A 19,436-nucleotide genomic window follows, 5' to 3' on the forward strand; every position below is an offset into this window, starting at 1 on the left:
CCCCATCCGCCGACATGGTTCCGCTGGCGGACTGTCACCGGTAGAGTTTGAGAGGCGCTACGCGCAGAGCGGCGACTGAGTGTCTACGGAACTCTGGCCGGTCCACCGGGTACCTTGCGGGTCGCTGCGTGCGGACACGCTCAGTTCGCCCCCCAGCCGCTGCGCGCGCATGCGCATGCTGGCGAAGCCGGCACCACCGCCCCCGGTCGATGCGGTACCCGCGGCAGGCGGGCCCACGCCGTCGTCGTCCACCTGCAGGCGCAGACGGTCGCCATGCCGGCGTACATGGATGTCCACGCGCTGCGCGCGGCTGTGCTTGAACACGTTGGTCAGCGCTTCCTGCAGCAGGCGCAGCAGGTCCAGGCTGCGGGCCGCGCCCAGTTCGACGCCGCCCACGCCCTCCAGGTGCCAATGGGCGTCGATGCCGGCGGCATCGAGCAGCTGGCTGGAGCGGTGCCGCAGCGGCACGAGCAGTTCGGCCAGGTCCGCATGCTCGCGCGCCGTGCTGTCGATCACCAGGCGCAGGTCGTCGCGCATTTCCTTCAGCAGTCCGGCGATCTCCCGCCGCGGCATGTCGTCCGGCGCCTGCTCGACCCGCGCGATCGCGCCGACCAGGGTGCCGCCGAAACCGTCGTGCAGGTCGCGCACCAGCTGCAGCCGTTCACCGGCGCGGCTGTGCGCCAGTTCCAGCGCATGCTGCTGCCGCAGGGTCTCGGCCAACTGGCCGGTGGCCTGCCGCACCTCGCGGCTCAGCTCGGCGTTGAAGCCTTCCACCCGCTTCATGGTGTTGGCGAAGCGGTAGGCCAGCACGAAGCCCATGCCCAGCAGCATCAGCGGCGAAGTGAACGAGCCGAGGTAACTGACGCCGCCGTACCAGCCCATGTACACACCCAGGTCGTGCAGCGAAACCGCCACGGGCAGGATGATGCACAGGGCCAGCACCTGGCAGTCGCGGCGGTCGCTGCGCAGGGCGTAGCCCATGAACACGAACGACACCAGGTACAGGAACGCGATGACCGGCACCAGATAGACGTTGCGGTACGGTCCCATCCACTGCGGCCACAGCAGCGCCGCCGCCATCAGCGCCACCGCAATGCCCAGCAGCAGGCGCTCGAAGCGCGGCCAGCGCCGTTGGCTGAAGCGCAGCAGGAACACCGTGTGCGCCGCGGCCGCCATCACGTAGCAACCGCCGATGAAGGCCTGCCAGCCATCGGTGCTGGGGAACGGCCACGGGCTGGCGGCGAAGAAATTGGTGTCGTACAGGCGCCCGAACACCGCGCTCAGCGCGTACCAGCCATACATCGTCTCCTGCCGGCGCAGCAGCCAGAACAGACCGATCATCGCCGCCAGCACGAAGCCGATGGCGCTGTCGAGCACCTGCAGGTCGTGGCGGACCAGCACCTCCTGGCGATACCGTGCCTGCAGCACCTGCGGGTCGCCCACGTCCACCACCCCGAATGACGGCTGGTAGGCGGCCAGGCCCGACACGCGCACCAGCAGTTCGTTCTCGCCCGGCTCGAGCAGCGGTGCCTGCAGCAGGAAGTAGCGCGGTATGTGCCAGCTGCGCGACAGCGGCTCGACCAGCGACGGATCGCGGTCGATCAGGCTGCCGTTGAGGTAGACCGCGGCCGCCATGCAGGTGTAGTCGAGCAGCAGGCCGGTCGGTTCTCCGGCATCGGCCTGCTGCCAGCGCAGCCGGTACCAGACCACGCCATCGTGCCCGGCCCAGCGGGTCTGCCACTGGTCCGCCAGCGTCACCGGTACCCAGCCCTGTTCGGGCGGCCGCACCGAATCCCAGCCGGCGCGCACGGCCTCGGCGTGGACGATGCGCATGACCGGTTCCGCCCGGGCCGCACCCGCCACCATGCAGAGCAGCAGGAGCACCCAGTGCCAGCGCCTCACGGCAACAACCCGAGTACGCGTGCCTCGAACACCGCCGCCGTGCGCGAACCCACGGCCAGCTTGCGGTAGATGTTGCGCGTGTGCGCTTCCACGGTGAGCCGGGAGAGCCCGAGCAGCTCGGCGATCTCGCGGTTGCCGTAGCCCTGCGCCACCATGCCGAGGATGCCGCGCTCGCGCTCGGAGAGGTTGACCTCCGGCGGCGCCGGCACCGGCGTCGCTTCCTCCGGCAGCAGGGCAAGGATGCGCCGGGCGATCATCGGGTCGATCGGGGCACCGCCGCGTTGCAGGCTGCGCAGGGCGACGACCAGCTCGACATCATCGCGGTCCTTGAGCAGGTAGCCGACCGCGCCGGCACGCAACGCCGAGAAGATCGCTTCCTCCTCGGCGAACGCTGACACGACCACCGCCTGCACCGCAGGCACGTGCGCGCGCATCCAGTGGATCAGCTCGATACCGGTGCCGTCGGGCAGCTGCATGTCCACCAGCGCCAGGTCGAATGGACCGGCCAGCAGCAGGTCGCGCGCGCCGGCCAGGTCGGCCGCGGCGCAGACGTGCGCCTGCGGGCCCGGCACCACTTCGCGCAGCAGCCGCTCCAGCCTCGCGAGCGAGGCCTGCATGTCGTCAACGATCAGGATGGAAGACAACTGCATCGGCACCTGCTCCTCAGTGTTCCTCTAGGCAGCTGCAGTCTAGCGCCTGCCCCGGGACTCTCTCACTTCCTCACCGCTGGCGCATGGCAGGCCGATGCCGCGCACCGGATGGCGACGCGCGGGTCATCGCCGTTCGGTGCGGGCCCACCGGCCGGCGCCGGGCGATAGAACCCGGCGATCCCGGCAATGAAGTCCTGCGGGTCGGCACCGACCAGGTTGGTCAGCACGACCACCGCCAGGCCGTCGTCGGGATAGATGCGGAAGGCCGCGCGGGCGCCACCCATGCTGGTCACTTCGCGATGCGGGGCGGTGCCGGCCACGGGCCAGCCCGCAGCCCATTCGCCCACGCTGCCATCGTTCAATCGCTCCGGCACCCACATACGTTCGCGTACGTCCGCATCGAGCAGCCGCCCCTGCATCAGCGCGACCAGCCACTGCGCCAGTTCGTCGGCGGTGGTCTGGATCCCGCCGCCCGCCCACAGCCCGTGCGGCACGTCATAGAACCAGTGCGACAGCCGCGCGGGCATGCCCGGCGCATCGCTCCGGCGCGGCAGGAAGCTGTACACGGTAGCCGCGCCAGCGACCAGGTCGTAGCTGTCGCCGAAGCGCGAACGGCGCATCCGCAGCGGCGCGAACTGGTGTTCGGCGACGAACGCCGCGTATGGCATCGCGCCCTGCGCTTCGACGATCCGCGCCAGCAGCCCGTAGTTGGTCTGGTTGTAGGCGAAGCGCTCGCCCGCCGCGGCCTGCAGCGGCATCGCCGCCACCGCCTGCCATGCGGCCGGTTCCGGGCCCGCGCCGACCAGCCCCTGCGCATCGACGATGTCCGGAAGACCGGAGGTATGCGCGAGCAGCTGGCGCACGCGGATGGCACGCCATGCCGGCGGCAGGTCCGCCAGGTAGGTCGAGATCGGCGCCTCCAGGTCGACGCGCCCGGCCTGCACCAGCTGCATCACCGCCACGCCGGTGAAGGCCTTGGTCGCGGAGTTGATCGGGAACAGGGTCGTCGGTTCGACCGGCACGCGGTTCTCGACATTGGCCAGGCCGTGGCTTTCCGAAAGCACCACGCGACCATCGCGGACCACCGCGACCTGCAGGCCCGGTATGCCCCGCGCCTTCATCGTCGCACGGACGAAGTCGCGGGCGGCGGCATTGGCATCGGTCAGGGAAGCGGCGGTGGCCGGCACGCCGGCCAGCAGGGCAAGCAACGCCAGCAGCAACAGCCGGCGGATCGGGGTCGGCATCGAATGTTCTCCAGGGTCGGGTAGCGCGGATGCGCGCCCATGGGCGCGCGACTGGAGGTTGGATGCCGGGCAGGAGCCGCAGGGTTTAAATCGACGCGACCGCACCGGGCCCCTCCCCGCGACGGGAGAGGGGCCGGCGCGTTCACCAGGTGCGGCGCAGCGGATGCGCTTCGGTGTTGAACACCACGCCATCGAAGTCCAGCGCGGTGGCCGGCGCGAACAGCAGGTAGTAGTACTTGAAGGTCTCGGCGAACAGGAAGCTCTCCATCGAGTCGTCCTTCTCCTTGCTGCGCACGTCCTTCAGCGCCGAGAAGCCGTGTTCGGTGCGGGTGTATTTCACGAAGTCGTCGAAGAACTCCTTGCCCATGCCACGGTAGCGCGCATCGCCGGTGTAATGGTGCAGGTAGTAGGCCGATTCGACGATTTCCGGGCGCAGCGCATACCCGGGCGAGCGCACCTGCATCGCCGCGTAGTCCAGCGATTCCGGCTCGATGCCATGCAGCCGCCACATCTTCAGGTTGGACTCCTGCAGGCGCCTGGCGCGCTCCAGGTCGCCACCCAGCGCCAGCAGCCCGGGCATGAACGCATCCAGCGCGCCATAGGTGGTGGACGTGCGCGCACCGCTGTCCATGTCGGCATGGCCGTACCACAGTTCGCCTCCGCGCACGTCGTCGGCCAGGTACTGGTTGAGCGGGCCGATGCTGTCCTCCCACATGCGCCGGCAGTCCTCGTCGCCGAACAGCTTCCAGCACTTGAGCAGGTACTCGTAGTACGAATCGATGCCACCGGCGATGGAGGCATCCTTGTTGGTCCACTCGCCGGTCTCGACGTTGATGTTCAGGCCGACCAGGCCGATCTTCGAACGGCGCTTGTAGGTCTCCACCAGCGCGCGCTTGGCCTTGTCGTAGTACGCCTGCTTGCCGGTGAGCCTGGCCAGGGTGCCGAACTCCAGCAGCAGGGTGCCGGTCTCGGCCGGGTTGCTGATCGTGCCGCGGGTCTTGCCGGTGCGCAGGTTGACATGGGTATACGGCAGGCCGGTGGGGCTGTCGAAGACCGGCGACAGGCGCGTGCCAAGGTCGTCGGCCAGCGCGAGCAGGCGCGGGTCGTCGGTCATCTGGTAGGCCGACAGCAGGCCACCAAGCAGGCGGATGGTGACTTCGAAGTTCTGCACTTCGATGTCCTGGTCGAACGAGAGCTGGCCGACGATCAGCTCGCGCGCTTCGTTGGCCTCCTTGTCCAGGCCCAGCAGCAGCAGCGTGTCCAGCGCGTCGACCGGCGACATCAGCAGCGGCACCGGGTACCAGTCGCGCGGCTGGCCACTGATCGGCTTCAGGTCATCGTGGCCCCTGGCGTACTGCATGTAGCCCTGCCATGCATGGCGGGTGGCCTCGCGCACCTGCTCGGCCATGCGCGCGGCCTCGGCGTCGTCGACCGCCGGCACATCGGCGGCCGCGGCCGGGCCTGCGGCAGGGGCGGCGTCGCCGGGTGCGGCGGTGGAAGCGGGCGGCGACGGCGTGCAGGCGGACAGCGCCAGCAGCAGGGCCGCGGCCAGGGGGGCATTGCGCAGGGCTCGGTTCATCATCGGGTCCTCGGGGTGGAAGCGGGGTCGTGCGGGGGAGCGGAAGCGGGGTGCAGGGTGTCGCCCAGGGTGCGCATGCGCAGCGCGGCACGCAGCGCATCGAGACGGGCGTTGGCGTCCACGCGCAGCTCGCGGGTTTCGCCGGGCAGCAGGTCGAAGGCGTTGTCCTCCACGCGGGCGCCGGTGTCGCCGAAATCGACCCACACCGCGCGCACAAGGCCGTCGGCGTGCAGCCGCAGGCGGTAGCCGTCGCCCTCGGCGCGCAGTTCGGCATGCAGCTGACCGGCGCCGAGCGCCTGTTCCCGGGCCGGCACGAAATGCACCAGCCGGCGCGCGACCACCTGGCCGTCGCGCAGCAGTTCGAACACCGCCACGCTGCGCGCCGGGTCGTGACCCTTGAGCAGGTCGGCATCGACCAGCCGTGCCACGGCGGTCGCGGCCATCGGCGCCAGGGTGATGGTTTCCTGCTGGCGGGCGAATTCGTGGCCGTCCACGTCCATGACCCGCACACGCCACTGCGCGGTGAGTGGTCGTGCGCCATCGTTGAGCAGGCTGAAGCGGGTGACCCCGTCGTCGTCGCGCAGCGCCGCCACCGCGACGTCGGCGAAGAAGCGCCGCGCGTGGTAGTGCAGCGCCTTCCAGTGGCCGTAGTAGTCCAGGCTCGACCACGATGCGCCCGGCCACACGTCGTTGAGCTGCCAGTACAGCGAACCCATCGTGTAGGGGCGCGAGGCGCGGTGGTGCAGCGCGGCCAGTGCGATGCCCTCGGCCTGCATCACCTGGCTCAGGTAGACGAAATCGGCGAACGTGGCCGGCGTGCCGTACTCGCGCTCGATGTAGTGCAGCAGACGCGCGTTGCCGTTGCCGGCCATGAATTTCTGGTGGGCGCGGATCACCGGCCCGTCGATGCGCTGCTCGTCGCGCGTGGCGAACGCATCCACCGTGGACAACTGCGGCCACGCCTGCAGGCCGTACTCGGACATGAAGCGCGGGGTCTCGCCCAGGTAGGCGGTGACCGGCAGCGCCGGATTGCCCCACACCTGCCAGTAGTGCTTGTCGCCGCGGGTGGAGTCATTGGCCCGGGCATCGAGGTCGTTGCTCGGCGAGCTGGACCAGTACGGCACGCCCAGGCCTTCCTCGGCCACCACCGCGCGCAGGTCGGTTCCGAAAAGGTCCACGTAGCCCTGCCACACCCGGGCGGCGAACGCGGGGTCGGCGTCCTTCAACTGCCTGCCATGTCCCCAGTCCTTCCACGCGGTTTCTTCCTCGTTGTTGCCGCACCACAGCACGATGCTGGGGTGGTGGCGCAGGCGGCGGATGTTGTCGCGGGCCTCGGCCACCACGCTGGCGCGGAACGCCGGGTCGTAGCCGGGCTGCATGCCACCGCCGAACATGAAGTCCTGCCACACCAGCAGGCCCAGTTCGTCGGCGATGTCGAAGAAGTCGTCGCTCTCGTAATAGCCGCCGCCCCAGTTGCGCAGCATGTTCATGTTGGCATCGCGCGCGGCCTGCAGGTCGCGGCGCAGGCGTTCGCGCGTCACCCGCGCCGGGAACGATTCGAACGGGATGACGTTGGCGCCCTTGGCGAACACCGGTACGCCGTTGATGACGAAGGCGAAGCCCTGGCCGCCATCGGCGTCCTGCTCGCGGCGCAGCTCGACCGTGCGCAGGCCGGTGCGCAGCGTCGTCTCGCGCGCCGGGTCGCCGCCGCCATCCAGGCGCGCCCGCACGGTGTAGCGGTCCTGCGCGCCATGGCCCACCGGCCACCAGCGCCGCGGCTGCGCGATCTCCAGCGGCAGCTGCAGCGCATTGTCACCGGGCTGCAGGCGCACATCGCGTTCGAGCCGGGCAACCCTGCGCCCTTCCGGATCGAGCACGTCGACCGCGACCGCTGCCATGCCTGCGGTTTCACCGCGCTGCACCTGCAGCAGCACGCCCAGGCGTGCGCGCTGCGCGTCCAGCGCGTCGATGCGCACCGCCAGGTCGGTGATGCGCTGCAGGTCCCAGCCATCCAGATGCACCTGGCGCCAGACGCCGGCGGTGACGTAGCGCGGGCCCCAGTCCCAGCCGAAGTGGTAGGCCGGCTTGCGCACGAAATTACCGACCATCGCGTCGGCCGGTTCGTCGCCGTAGGGCGAAGGGTAGTTGCCGGCGATCCTGTGCGGCATCGCCTGCACCTGCGGCAACAGGGTGCGGATCGGCGAGCGGAACACGACCCGCAGCTCGTTGCCGTCCGCACGCAGGCGGCCGTCGACGCGCGCGCGCCATGTGCGGTGCGCGTTGTCGGCCTTCAGCAACGGCTGGCCGTTGAGGCTGACCTCGGCAAACGTGTCCAGGCCGTCGAAACGCAGTTCGGCATGGCGGCGCGACAGCGTGGCCGCATCCACGTCGAAGCGCGCCCGGTACTCCCAGGTGGCCAGCCCGATCCATTGCAGGCCGGCCTCGGCCGCACCGACGTAGGGGTCGCCGATCACGCCGGCGGCGTACAGGTCGTCATGCACGCTGCCCGGCACCCGTGCCGGGCGCCAGGTGTCGAGGCCGGGGTGCGCCTGCAGCTGCGGATCACCCGGCAGCAGCCGAAAGCTCCACTGCGCCTGCAGCGGCGCCGCCGCGGCAGTGCCGGCGAGCGCGCACAGCGCATACAGCAGCAACGCGCGACAGTGGCCCGCCACACGGATTTGCATCGATCCAAAATAGGCTATCGCCTGCCGCATGATTGCTCTCCCGCTGTCGTCGCCGCTGTCGCCGGGCCTCAGCCCGGCTGACCTGCCCGCACCACGTTCAGCACTTCGTGGCAGGCGCCCATGGTGTGGTAATCGGTCTTGCCCGCCGGGCTCTTCTCGTCGTCGTACCTGCGGTTGTCGGCATCGAGAATGCGGAACCAGGCGCCGTAGCGGTGATCGACCATGTGCTGCCAGGCGTATGCCCACAGCCGCTCGTACCACTGCCAGTAGGCATCGTCGCCGGTGCGCCCGGCCAGCAGCGCCGCGGCCGCCAGCGATTCGGCCTGCACCCAGAAGTACTTGTCGTCGTCGCAGATATCCGCGGTTTCCTCCGCAAAAGCCCGGCCATCCAGGGCCGGACTGCTCGGTGCTTTCGCTTCGTTCAGCGCCTGCTGCAGCCCTGCCGGTGCGAAGCCGTAGTACAGGCCGCCACGCGTGGCGTCCCACGAACGGGTGACGGCGCTGTCGAACAGATGGCGTGCGGTCGGCAGCAGCCAGTCGGCGTCGACGTGCCGGTCCAGGATCAGCAGCAGCTTGGCCCACTCGGTCTGGTGCCCGGGCTGGAAGCCCCACGGCCGGAACAGGTGCCTGGGGTTGTCGAGGTGGTAGGTCCAGTCGACGTTCCAGTCGACGTCGTAGTGCTCCCACACCAGTCCGCCGGCCTTGGCCGCCTGGCGGCGGGTCATGGCATCGGCCAGCTGCAGCGCGCGTTCCAGGTAGCGGCGCTCGCCACTGGCCTCGAACGCGGCCAGCATCGCCTCGCACATGTGCATGTTGGCGTTCTGGCCACGGTAGCCGGTGAAGTTCCAGTGCGCGTCGGCCTCGTCGCGGTACAGGCCGTGGCGCGGCTCCCAGAAGTGCTTTTCCAGCAGCTGCCAGGTTTCGTCCATCCACGCGCGGCCCTGCTCGATGCCGGCCTTGAGCGCGCAGCTGTAGGCCAACAGCACGAAGGCCACGCCGTAGCAGTGGTTCATGTCGTCCTCGACCGTGCCATCGCGCAGGGTCCAGGCGTAGCCGCCGGTGACCGGGTTGCGGTGGACCTCGCGCAGATAGCGGACGCCGTGCTCGACCGCGGCCAGGTAGTCGGGATTGCCGAACTCGCGGTAGGCCATGGCGTAGTTGAAGACGAAGCGGGTACTGCTCACCAGGTGGCGGTGGCTGGCGTCGTAGACCGTGCCGTCGTCCTTGAAGTAATGGAAGAAGCCGCCCGCCGGATCGATGCAGCGCGGGTGGTAGAAGGCCATGGTGTCGGCGATGTGCGCGCGCAGGAAGGCCGGGGAGCGGAAATCGGGGGCGGGAGTATTCATGCGATGGCGTCCTGTTGCTGCAGCAGCTGCTGCACTTCTTCGAGTTCGGGCATGGCGGCGAAGGCGCCTTTGCGGGTGACCGCCAGCGCGCCGACCGCGGCGGCGAAACGCAGGGTGGCGGTGATCGCGTCGTGGTCGCGGCAGAACGCGTCGAACGCGGCGCCGGTGCCGCCGCGCTCGGCCAGGCCGTACAGCACGCCGCCGACGAAGGCGTCGCCGGCCGCGGTGGTGTCCACGACGGGCACGCGGAAGCTGGACACCTGGCCCTGGGCCTCGCGGGTCAACCAGCGCAGCGGCGCGGCGCCGTCGGTGACGATCACCCAACGCGCCTGCGCGCCGAGCAGCCGGCGCAGCACACGCGCCTCGCCGTCCTCGCCGAACGGGGCCGCCAGGTAGTCCAGTTCCTCGCGCGAGAGCTTGACCAGGTCCGCGCGCTCCAGCGCCTGCCACAGCCACGGGGTCGGATCGACCTCGGCCGGCCACAGCGCCGGACGCAGGTTGAGGTCGAGGCTGACCACCGCGCCCGCGGCCCGCGCGCGGTCCATGCCGGCGAAGGTGGCCGCGGCGATGTCTGCTTCGGTCAGGCTGTTGGAACAGACGTGGAAGCAGCCGGTGCCGTCGAAGCAGGCCGGATGGAAATGCCCGGCGCGGAACAGCAGGTCTGCGGCCGGTGGGCGGTAGAAGCTGAAGCTGCGTTCGCCGTCCGCATCCAGCGCGACGAAGGCCAGCGCGGTCTTGGCCGCATCGGTGCGCACGATGCAGTCGGTGAGCACGCCGGCCTCGGCCAGGCTCTCGGCAAGGAAGTCGCCGAACATGTCGCGGCCGAGCATGCCGGCAAAATAACTGCGTGCGCCCAGCCGCGCCGCCGCCACCGCGACGTTGGCCGGCGCCCCGCCGGCGTACTGCAGGAAGGCACGCGGGGTTTCCGGCGTGGCCGGCGGCTGCGCCAGTAGATCGATCAAAATTTCACCGAAACAAACGATCTTGCCCATCTGGCCTCAGCCTCCCTGGCCGCTGGCGGCCTGCGGTCGCGAACCGACCAGGCCGTAGAAAATGATGTAGAGGTAGCACGCCACCGGCAGCACGAAGCTCAGGTGCAGGCCGATGCGGTCGGCCAGCATGCCCTGCAGCAGCGGGATCACCGCGCCGCCGACGATGGCCATGATCAGCAGGCTCGACGCCTTGTTGGTCAGCGGGCCCAGGCGCTCGATGGCCAGCGAGAAGATGGTCGGGAACATGATCGAGTTGAACAGCCCCGTTGCGACGATGCCGTATACCGCGACCTCGCCGCTGGCGGCCAGGATCACCCCCAGCAGCACCACGTTGGCCAGTGCGAAGCCGGCCAGCAGGCGCCGCGGCGGGTACTGCGCCAGCAGCCAGGAGCCGGCGAAGCGCCCGACCATCGCGCAGCCCCAGTACGCGGACACGTACTGCGTGGCGCGCTGTTCGCTCATGCCGCCGGTTTCCGGCAGCGCCAGGTAATTCACCATCAGGCTGCCGATGGACACCTCGGCGCCGACATAGAAGAAGATTGCCAGCACCCCGAACAGCACGTGCGGGTGCTTCAGTGCGTCCAGCAGGGTGTGCTGGGCGCTGTCGGCCTTTTCGGTGGCCTCGGCCAGGCTCGGCAGGCGGAACAGGCACACGAACACCGCCAGCAACGCCAGTGCGATCGCCAGGCCCAGGTACGGCCCCTGCACCGACTGCGCTTCGGCCGCGCGGTAGGCGACCTGCTCGGCCACCGGCAGCGCCTGGATCTGCTCGCCGCTCATGACCGTGGTGCTGAGGATAAGGAACCCGCCGAACAAGGGTGCCAGGGTGGTACCCAGCGAGTTCAGCGCCTGCGCCAGGGTCAGCCGGCTGGACGCGGTCTGTTCCGGTCCCAGCAGGGCCACGTACGGGTTGGCCGCGACCTGCAGCACGGTGATGCCGGTGGCCAGCACGAACAGCGAGGCCAGGAATGCCTCATAGGTGCGCAGTGCCGCCGACGGCCAGAAGCCCAGCGCGCCGACGGCGGCGATCAGCAGCCCGGCGATGATGCCCTTCTTGTAACCCAGGTGCGCGACCAGCCGGCCGGCCGGCAGCGACATCAGGAAGTACGCGCCGAAGAAGGTGAACTGCACCAGCATCGCCCGCGTGTAGTTCAGCTCGAACACCGCCTTCAGGTGCGGGATCAGCACGTCGTTGAGGCTGGTCAGGAAGCCCCACATGAAGAACAGCGTGGTGGCGACCGCCAGCGCGACCCGGGGCGTGACCACCGTGCTGGAGGTCGCGGGCGTTGACAGGGGCGTGGACGGGATCGGCATGGCGCGCCTCGGGGTGCGGTGTCGGAAGGAATCAGGTGGGGCGCGCGGCGCTGCTTTCGCGGATGCGCAGCTGCACCGGCGCGACCGTGCGCATCGGCGGCGCGTCGGGATCGTCCAGCCGCTGCAGCAGCAGCGCGGCGGCCTGGCGTCCGCGCTCGCGCGGGTCGGCGATCAGCGTGGTCAGTGGCGGCACCGCCACCGCGGCCTCGGAAATGTCATCGAAGCCGGTAACGGCGAAATCGCCGCCAGGGCGGATGCCACGCGAGGTCAGGCCCAGCATCAGGCCCAGCGCGACGGTGTCGTTGTAGCAGACCGCGGCGCTGGGACGCTGGCCGTCGGCGAACAGTTCGCCGGTGCGCGCGGCCGCCTCCAGGCGGTTGGGCGCCGACTCGATCATCCACTGCGGGCGCGCCTGCAGGCCCGCTTCGGCCAGCGCCTGCTGGTAACCGGCGCGGCGCTGGTGGCACGAGCTGGACGCGGCGTGGCCGCCGAAGAAGGCGATGTCGCGATGGCCGCGTTCGATCAGGTGGCGGGTGGCCAGGTAGGCGCCCTGCTGGTTGTCCATGGTCAGGAAGTCCCAGTCGGCGCCGGGCAGTTCGCGGTTGAACAGCAGCACGTTGGCGTGCGTGCCGAGCACCTGGCGCAGCTGCGCGGCGTCGCTGCCTTCGGCCGGCGACAGGATGAAGCCGGTCGGGGTGTGCTCCATCAGCGTGCTCAGCACCGCCTGCTGCCGCTCCGGCGACTCGCCGGTGCTGCCGAGCAGGGTCACGTAGCCCTTGCCGCCCAGCGCCTCGTCCACGCCGGATGCGAACTCGGCGAAGAACGGGTTGGACAGGTCGTTGATCACCAGCGCGATCGACGACGAGGTGCGTCGCCGCAGGTTGGCGGCGGTGCGGTTGTACACGTAGCGCTGGCGGCGCAGCTCGGCCTCGACCCGGGCGCGGGTATCGACGTTGACCAGCGGGCTGCCGCGCAGCACCAGCGACACGGTCGCGCGCGACACGCCCACGGCCTGGGCAATGTCGGTCACGGTGACCGCGCGCTTGCCGGTCCGGCGCGTGGATTTTCCGGCGGTGGAGGTGTCGTTGCTCATCGTCGCTCGCAGGTGGGCATGAACGTCACAGCTTAAAAGCGGCCAATGACGAAGTGGGAACCGGGATCAGCCCCCGTGGCGCGGCGCATCGCCCAGGCCGTCGCTGCATCGTCCGCAAGGCGCCGGTTCATTGCATCGCGCTGCCCGGGGTGGCGCACCAGGACACCGGCAGGTCCGCCACGTCCGTGCCCCAGCCCTGCTCGGGCGCCTGCGCGGCCAGCGTGTAGCGGATCGTGCCGCCCGCGCGCAGCCGCGCCCAGTCCAGCCACACCGCATGCTGCGGCGCGCCGTCGATCTGCACGCCCTGGATGTACTGCAGCCGGCGTCCGTCGGCACCCGGTGCCTGAAGACGCAGGGTGCGGCCGTTGCCCAGCGCGATCTCGGCGCTGGAAAAACGCGGCGCGTGCAGCAGGAACTGGCCGCTGCCCGGCACCGCCGGGTACAGGCCCAGCGCGCTGAACAGGTACCACGCCGACATCGTGCCCAGGTCGTCGTTGCCGGTGACGCCGTTGGGGGCGTTGGTGAACAGCTGCTGCGCGGCGCGCACCACGGTGGCGGTCTTCCACGGCTGGCCGATCAGCGTGTACATCCACGGCGAATGCAGGTCCGGCTCGTTGTTCGGGTTGTAGCGGTACTGGTTGTAGTAGCTGTACGGGCCGACCACCCATTCCTTGCGCGCGGCGGTCAGCGGCGCCTGCACCAGCGCGTCGTAGGCGAAGAACGCATCCAGGCGGCGCCCGGCCTGCTCGCGGCCATGCATCGCCGCCACCAGTCCCGGCACGTCCTGCTGCACCAGCCACTGGTACTGCCAGGCGGTGCCTTCGTGGAAGCCATGCTGCGAACGCGGGCTGTAGTGGCCATCGGCCGGCGTGTACCACGCGCCGTTCTCGTCGCGCGGACGCGGGAAGCCGCTGAAGCCGGTCTCGGCGTCGCGCACCTGCGGGTCCCACACCTTGTGCCAGTTGCGGCCGCGCTCGCGCAGCGCCGCCGCGTCGTCGGCATGGCCCAGGCCGTCGGCCATCTGCGACAACGCGCAGTCGGCCAGGGCGTATTCCAGCGTGGCCGAACCGCCGTGGTGCGGGTCCACGTCCATGCCCTTGGACGGGAACGCGCGGTCATAGGCGACATAGCCGTCGCGCAGGTAGCTGGCGTTGCCGGAGCGGCCGGCCGCGCGTGAGTTCAGCGGCGGCATGCCGAACGCATTGCGGCGCAGCGCGGCCCAGGCTTCGGCCTCGCGGCCCGCCAGCGCGCCGAAGCGCCACAGGTCCACCATGAACGGCGTGACCGGGTCGCCGGTCATGATGTTGGTCTCGAAGCTGGCGTAACCCCAGCGCGGCAACCAGCCGCCCTGCGCGTCGATCGCCAGCAGGCTGCGGCCGATGTCGCGCGCGACCTCGGGCCGGGTCAACGCCAGCCACTGGTTCTGCGCGCGGTAGGTATCCCACAACGAGAAGTACTCGTAGTAGGTCCAGCCGTCGGCACGGTGGATCGCGTCGTCGTAGCCGCGGTAGCGGCCATCGGCGTCGCTGCCGGTCATCGGCTGCAGCAGCGCGTGGTACAGCGCGGTGTAGAGCACCGTGCGGTCATCGCGGCTGCCGCCCTGCACGCGCACCGCGTCCAGTTGTTCACGCCAGCCCTGCTGCGACAGCGCGCGCATGCGGTCGAAGCCGAGCAGGCGACCGTCCTGCATGCCATCGGCGCGCAGGTTGGTGCGCGCGCCCTCGGCATCGACGTGCGAGATCGCGCTGGTCGCGGTGACGGCACGGCCGTCGGCCAGGTCGAAGCTCAGCCACGCACCATTGGGTTTGAGCTCGCCCTCCATGCTGTGGCGCGCGCCGGGCAGGCCGCCCTGTTCGCCCCAGGTGCCGTGTGCCTTGAACGGGCGGTCGAACTCGATGCGGAACCAGGTGGTGTACTGGTGCCCGCCGCAGAAACTCCGGGTCACCAGCTTGCCTTCCACGGCGCGGTCGCCGACCACGTCGATGACGCTGCCGATCACCGAATGCCGTTCGTTGGCCTGGCCCACGTTGACCAGTACGTGGCCCTCGGCGCCGGTGGTGAAGGTATAGCGTTCGCTCGCGGCGCGGGTGCGCGCGGTGGCTTCCACGTCGATGCCGCCGTAGCCGGTCAGCCGCACCCGGTAGTAACCGGCCTGCCCCACCTCGCCGTCATGGCTGTAGGCCGAGGCGTAGCGCGTGTGGTCGAACGCCTTGGCGTCGGCGGTGTCGAAATCCCCTCCCGGGCCGATGCGGCCGGTCACCGGCAGCACCGATACCTGGCCGCCCTGCTCCCAGCAACCGGCGCCGGAGAGGAACGAATGGCCGAACCCGCGGATCTTCTCGTCGTCGTAGCGCCAACCGGCGTAATGGCTGCCGATCGGGCTGACCTGGATCAGGCCGAACGGTGCCGACGCGCCCGGGAAGGTATTGCCGTCGTCCTTGCTGCCGATGAAGGTGTTGACCTCGCGCTCCAGCGCGAGCGGCGCGGCCGGCAACGACGGGACGAAGGCCAGCGCCAGCAGGCAGGCAAGCCCGGCGGCGGAACCCGGACGGGCGGCGGGGGACGGCGATCGGCGCATGCAGTGGTTCCTCAGGGTCGATGTCGGTGCGTGGGAAAGGGGGTCCGGCCGAAGCCGGACCGGTGATACCCGGCCCATCCCATGCGGGATGGGGGGGAGAGGGCCGGGATCAGAAAGCGGCAGGACGAGGCGCGGTCCAGCGCGCCGGGGATGACGGCCAGGCCGGGACAAACGGGCGATTCGATTCGGTCATGGCGTCCTCCTCTTCGATCCCGCTGCCCGGCGCCTGCGGAGACTGCCCGCAGCCGGCGATCACGAGACCTTCCATCGTTCCAAACGGAACATACGTTGAATTTAGATCGATTCAAGTAAACCACGGTCATTCGCCGGACTGCATTCTGCGGCGCACCATCGGCGCACCCGCAGACAGCCCGGCCGGGGCGCGCGCCTCCGATGCGCCACGGCCGCCGGCGTGTCCACACCCGTGCCATGGGCAGCAGATTTCCCAGGCAGGACACCCCTACTTTCAAGGCCGGGGCCGTGCCAGGCCGGCTCGGGCCGGAGCGCGACTTATTGCGCAGCAACATGCACCACGGGTGGCGCTGTGCTAAAAAAACCGCGTCATTTGTTTAGATCGATCCAAATAGAGATCGACTGGCGATTGCCTGCGACAAGGGGAAAACGGACCGGGTCCGTCGCTCGATCCATGCACGAAACGCCCCCGGACTCCCGGGGATGTCCGGCTTCAGAACTTAGATCGATTCAAGTCCTTTCGTACCCGTAGCGAATTCAAATCCAGGAGAGGGAGAGAGTGGAATGAAACAGAAGTCACGCATGCACGCCCGGAGCTCGCTGTCCGGGGCCATCGCCGTCGCACTGGCCACCGCCGTGCTGCCGGTCAGCGCCATCGCCCAACAGGCGGCCACGCCAACGCCCGATGCCACCACGCTGGATGCGGTCACCGTCACCGGTTACCGCTACGCCATCGAGAAGAGCCTGCAGCAGAAGCGCGATGCCAACGCGGTGGTCGAAGTCATCACCGCCGAGGACGTCGGCAAGTTCCCCGACAAGAACGTGGCCGACGCGCTGCAGCGCGTGCCGGGCGTGATCATCACCCGCAGCGGCGGCGAAGGTAAGAACGTCAGCGTGCGCGGCCTGGCCGCCGACCTGACCCTGACGCAACTGAACGGCAACTACGTCGCCAGCTCGGAAACCAACAACGAAGCCTCGCGCTCCTTCAACTACACCCTTCTGCCGTCCAACATGCTGTCGGCCGCCGAGCTGTACAAAACGCCGGAGGCACGCCTGGACGAAGGCGGCATCGGCGGCACGGTGATCCTGCGTACCCGTCGCCCGCTGGACATGGAATCCAACACCGGCTTCGCCAGCATCGAAGGCACCTCTTCGGACACCAGCAGCGGTGTCGACCCGCAGGCCTCGGCGCTGTACTCCTGGCACAGCAAGGACGAGCGCTTCGGGTTGCTGGTCGGTGCCACCAGGCAGAACCGCACCAACCGCGGCATGGATGTCACCACCGAGGACTGGCAGTGGTACAGCGATCGCCTCGATGCCAACGGCAACATCAGCCATGACTATGTCTGGAACGAGGCAGGCACTACCCGCAACCCGCCTGTCGACGCGCATGGCAACCCGATGAAGGATGTGTCGCAGTTCTGGGGCCGCTCCGGCATCTATGACCAGAACGGCCGCCACTACTCCGGTTTCTCGATGCCGACCTCGGTCAACTTCGCGGTGAAGGACGAGAAGCGCGAACGCACCGGTGGCCAGCTGACCTTCCAGTTCAAGCCGGTCGACAACGTCACCATGACCGCGAACTACTTCCGCTTCGAGCTGCAGGGCAACTACACCCAGAACATGCTCAAGATTCCGGAGTGGAACCTGGCGCGCGTGGCCGGTGACGGCAACTGGGAAGGCGGCCGCCTGCTCAACGGTTTCACCATGGACCCGAGCGGCACCATCGTCACTGGCGCCGAGTACGAAAAGCTCGCCGGCAAGACCTACATCTGCAGCGAGGACGCCGCCGCCGCCGCGGGCCTGCCAGGCGGTGGCTGGGGACCGGATGACTGCACCATCCCCACCCCGCAGCTGACCGGCACCTACAGCCGCGAGAAGGCCTTGTCGCAGACTGCCGACCTGAGCGTGGACTGGGATATCAGCCCGCTGTGGAAGGCCAGCTTCGCCGGCGGCCGCACCTGGTCCGAGGGCGGCCCGTCGATGAGCTTCCGCATGTCAGCCAAGCCGCGCCGCAAAGTCGGCAACAGTTGGGAAGCCGGCAATCTGTACAGCGCGTGGGATCTCACCGGAACGCCGACCGCGACCTTCTCGCCCGATCTGCAGCAGAAGCTGATGTCCGGTGTCGCCGAGATCGACACAGGCTCGACCGACTCGTCGTGGATGCAGACCAGCATCGAGCAGAACCACTTCCAGGCCGATTTCACCAAGCTGTTCGAAGCCGGCGTCCTGGACTCGATACAGTTCGGCGCCAAGTACAACGACACCGACGTGCACCGCAACACCGGCAATACCTACTGGGTGTGCCAGGGTGCGGACCCTGGCGATTACAGCAAGCGCTACCAGGCAGGCTGTGATTCCACCGCGGGCATCGCGCAGCCGGGCTTCTTCCTGTCGCAACCACTGGGTAACATCGCCGGTGGCTTCAACGCCAACCTGTTCCCGGGTATCAACTACCCGGCCTATATCGACTACCTCAACAACACCTACGGCCCGGCACAGAACCGCCGTGAAGACGATTTCGTCTACAACGTCGGCGAGAAGGTCTACTCCGGTTATTTCCAGGCCAACTTCCGCACCGAGCGCCTGCGCGGCAACATCGGCGTGCGCGTGGCACGCACCAGGCAGCATGCGGAATCGAGCGATTCGGTCGAGCGCTTCATCGACTACTTCGCCGACAACGCCGCCGGCAATCCCATGGCCTGTACGGATCCCGCCGCCGCGGCGCTGCTCGGCTCGAACACCGGCTATGGCTGCGAAAGCGGCTTCGTGCGCCTGCCCGACGCCATGGCCCGCGAAAAGACCTACGAGCTTGCGGCGCTGGACAAGACCTATACCGACATCCTGCCGAGCTTCAACATCGCCTGGGACATCACCGAGAGTCTGGTGTTGCGTGGAGCGGCATCCAAGGTCATCGCTCGCCCGCGTTACACCAGCATCGCCTATCCGGGTGGTCTGAGCTACTACAGCCAGGAATACAGCAACGACCGTGTCGTTGCCGGCGGCGCGGTCAATCCCGGCTGGTACGGTTCCGGCAGCAACAAGGGCCTGGATCCGTTCGAGGCCACCCAGTACGACCTGAGCCTGGAGTGGTACTTCAAGCCCGGCGCGGTGGCCGGCATCGGCCTGTTCCGCAAGGACGTGAAGAACTTCACCATCGGCGTCGAACGCGACATGCAGATGAACGTCGGCGGGCAGATGGTCACGGTGCAGAACTACAAGACCGATGCCAATGGTCGTGACGCGGTGTCGCAGGGTGTGGAGCTGTATGGCCAGTACACCTTCGACTTCGGCCTGGGCTTCCAGGCCAACTACACCTACAACGACACCAACATGGCCTCGGTCGAGATCAACGGCGAGAGCATCGGCGCCTCGCCGCTGGTCGGCAGCGCCAGGAACCAGGCCAACTTCACCGTGTTCTACGAGAATGCCCGCTTCCTGGCACGCGCCTCGTACAACCGTCGTGGCGAGGTGGTCGGCGACCTGAGCAACGGCTTCAATATCTATACCGAGCCGTACGATCAGTTGGACCTCAACACGGCTTTCAACATCCGCGAGGATCTGACGCTGACCGCCTCCGTACTGAACGCCACCAAGTCCGAGCAGCGCGCGCACCTGGGCAATGACACCAAGGCCCGCTTCTACTCCAATGGCTACAGCGGTCGCCAGCTGTATCTGGGCCTGACCTGGAAGTTCTGATCCCTGCCTTCCGGACACCCACGACAACAGCCGCGCTGGTACAGGCGGCTGTCGTCGTTTGTAGCGTTTGCAGATGCGCGGCTCGCCCCGCATGGGCTTCACCGCAAACGCCCCGTGCGGGGCAAGCCACGTACCTACGGACTACCTGCGTGGATGCGGGGCC

At 68.9% G+C, this 19,436-nt stretch carries 11 protein-coding genes; 1 reads left to right on the forward strand and 10 read right to left on the reverse strand.

Annotated features, from left to right (window positions below):
* Positions 1-57 precede the first annotated feature (57 nt).
* From ABB33_RS06210 to ABB33_RS06255, 10 genes are all read right to left on the reverse strand, one after another.
* Positions 58-1,833, reverse strand: a complete 1,776-nt coding sequence (locus ABB33_RS06210; RefSeq protein WP_161809410.1) for a sensor histidine kinase — start codon at positions 1,831-1,833, stop codon at positions 58-60.
* A 65-nt stretch (positions 1,834-1,898) separates the two neighbouring features.
* On the reverse strand, positions 1,899-2,552 hold the full coding sequence (locus ABB33_RS06215; RefSeq protein ID WP_056931523.1) for a response regulator: 654 nt from the start codon (positions 2,550-2,552) through the stop codon (positions 1,899-1,901).
* Between the two features lie 62 nt (positions 2,553-2,614).
* Positions 2,615-3,796 carry a serine hydrolase domain-containing protein gene (locus ABB33_RS06220; protein ID WP_056931524.1) on the reverse strand — a complete coding sequence of 394 codons (1,182 nt, stop codon included), beginning with the start codon at positions 3,794-3,796 and terminating at the stop codon, positions 2,615-2,617.
* 142 nt (positions 3,797-3,938) lie between these two features.
* Complete coding sequence (locus ABB33_RS06225; RefSeq protein ID WP_056931525.1) at positions 3,939-5,375, reverse strand: glycoside hydrolase family 47 protein; 1,437 nt, start codon at positions 5,373-5,375, stop codon at positions 3,939-3,941.
* On the reverse strand, positions 5,375-8,059 hold the full coding sequence (locus tag ABB33_RS06230) for a beta-mannosidase (RefSeq protein WP_056931526.1): 2,685 nt from the start codon (positions 8,057-8,059) through the stop codon (positions 5,375-5,377). Before ABB33_RS06230 ends, ABB33_RS06225 begins: the two co-directional genes overlap by 1 nt.
* 68 nt (positions 8,060-8,127) lie before the next feature.
* Positions 8,128-9,405, reverse strand: coding sequence for an AGE family epimerase/isomerase (locus ABB33_RS06235; RefSeq protein ID WP_056931527.1), 1,278 nt, complete (start codon positions 9,403-9,405; stop codon positions 8,128-8,130).
* Complete coding sequence (locus ABB33_RS06240; RefSeq protein WP_056931528.1) at positions 9,402-10,397, reverse strand: carbohydrate kinase family protein; 996 nt, start codon at positions 10,395-10,397, stop codon at positions 9,402-9,404. The genes ABB33_RS06235 and ABB33_RS06240 overlap by 4 nt, the downstream gene beginning before the upstream one ends.
* Before the next feature lie 6 nt (positions 10,398-10,403).
* Positions 10,404-11,711: an L-fucose:H+ symporter permease gene (fucP, locus tag ABB33_RS06245; RefSeq protein ID WP_056931529.1), complete on the reverse strand. Its 1,308-nt coding sequence runs from the start codon at positions 11,709-11,711 to the stop codon at positions 10,404-10,406.
* Between the two features lie 31 nt (positions 11,712-11,742).
* Complete coding sequence (locus ABB33_RS06250; protein WP_054661539.1) at positions 11,743-12,804, reverse strand: LacI family DNA-binding transcriptional regulator; 1,062 nt, start codon at positions 12,802-12,804, stop codon at positions 11,743-11,745.
* 127 nt (positions 12,805-12,931) lie between these two features.
* A complete protein-coding gene (locus ABB33_RS06255) occupies positions 12,932-15,382 on the reverse strand; it encodes a GH92 family glycosyl hydrolase (protein ID WP_056931530.1) in 2,451 nt (816 codons plus the stop codon).
* 756 nt (positions 15,383-16,138) lie between these two features.
* Between ABB33_RS06255 and ABB33_RS06260 the strand changes: the two genes are divergently transcribed.
* Complete coding sequence (locus ABB33_RS06260) at positions 16,139-19,273, forward strand: TonB-dependent receptor (protein WP_056931531.1); 3,135 nt, start codon at positions 16,139-16,141, stop codon at positions 19,271-19,273.
* Positions 19,274-19,436: the final 163 nt, after the last annotated feature.

It is taken from the genome of Stenotrophomonas acidaminiphila, from assembly GCF_001431595.1.
Taxonomy (GTDB): domain Bacteria; phylum Pseudomonadota; class Gammaproteobacteria; order Xanthomonadales; family Xanthomonadaceae; genus Stenotrophomonas; species Stenotrophomonas acidaminiphila.

Coding starts and splice junctions, on each gene's coding strand:
- ABB33_RS06210 (WP_161809410.1), bottom strand. CDS start 1,833: ATGCGCATCGTCCACGCCGAGGCCGTGCGCGCCGGCTGGGATTCGGTG.
- ABB33_RS06215 (WP_056931523.1), bottom strand. CDS start 2,552: ATGCAGTTGTCTTCCATCCTGATCGTTGACGACATGCAGGCCTCGCTC.
- ABB33_RS06220 (WP_056931524.1), bottom strand. CDS start 3,796: ATGCCGACCCCGATCCGCCGGCTGTTGCTGCTGGCGTTGCTTGCCCTG.
- ABB33_RS06225 (WP_056931525.1), bottom strand. CDS start 5,375: ATGAACCGAGCCCTGCGCAATGCCCCCCTGGCCGCGGCCCTGCTGCTG.
- ABB33_RS06230 (WP_056931526.1), bottom strand. CDS start 8,059: ATGCAAATCCGTGTGGCGGGCCACTGTCGCGCGTTGCTGCTGTATGCG.
- ABB33_RS06235 (WP_056931527.1), bottom strand. CDS start 9,405: ATGAATACTCCCGCCCCCGATTTCCGCTCCCCGGCCTTCCTGCGCGCG.
- ABB33_RS06240 (WP_056931528.1), bottom strand. CDS start 10,397: ATGGGCAAGATCGTTTGTTTCGGTGAAATTTTGATCGATCTACTGGCG.
- fucP (WP_056931529.1), bottom strand. CDS start 11,711: ATGCCGATCCCGTCCACGCCCCTGTCAACGCCCGCGACCTCCAGCACG.
- ABB33_RS06250 (WP_054661539.1), bottom strand. CDS start 12,804: ATGAGCAACGACACCTCCACCGCCGGAAAATCCACGCGCCGGACCGGC.
- ABB33_RS06255 (WP_056931530.1), bottom strand. CDS start 15,382: ATGCGCCGATCGCCGTCCCCCGCCGCCCGTCCGGGTTCCGCCGCCGGG.
- ABB33_RS06260 (WP_056931531.1), top strand. CDS start 16,139: ATGAAACAGAAGTCACGCATGCACGCCCGGAGCTCGCTGTCCGGGGCC.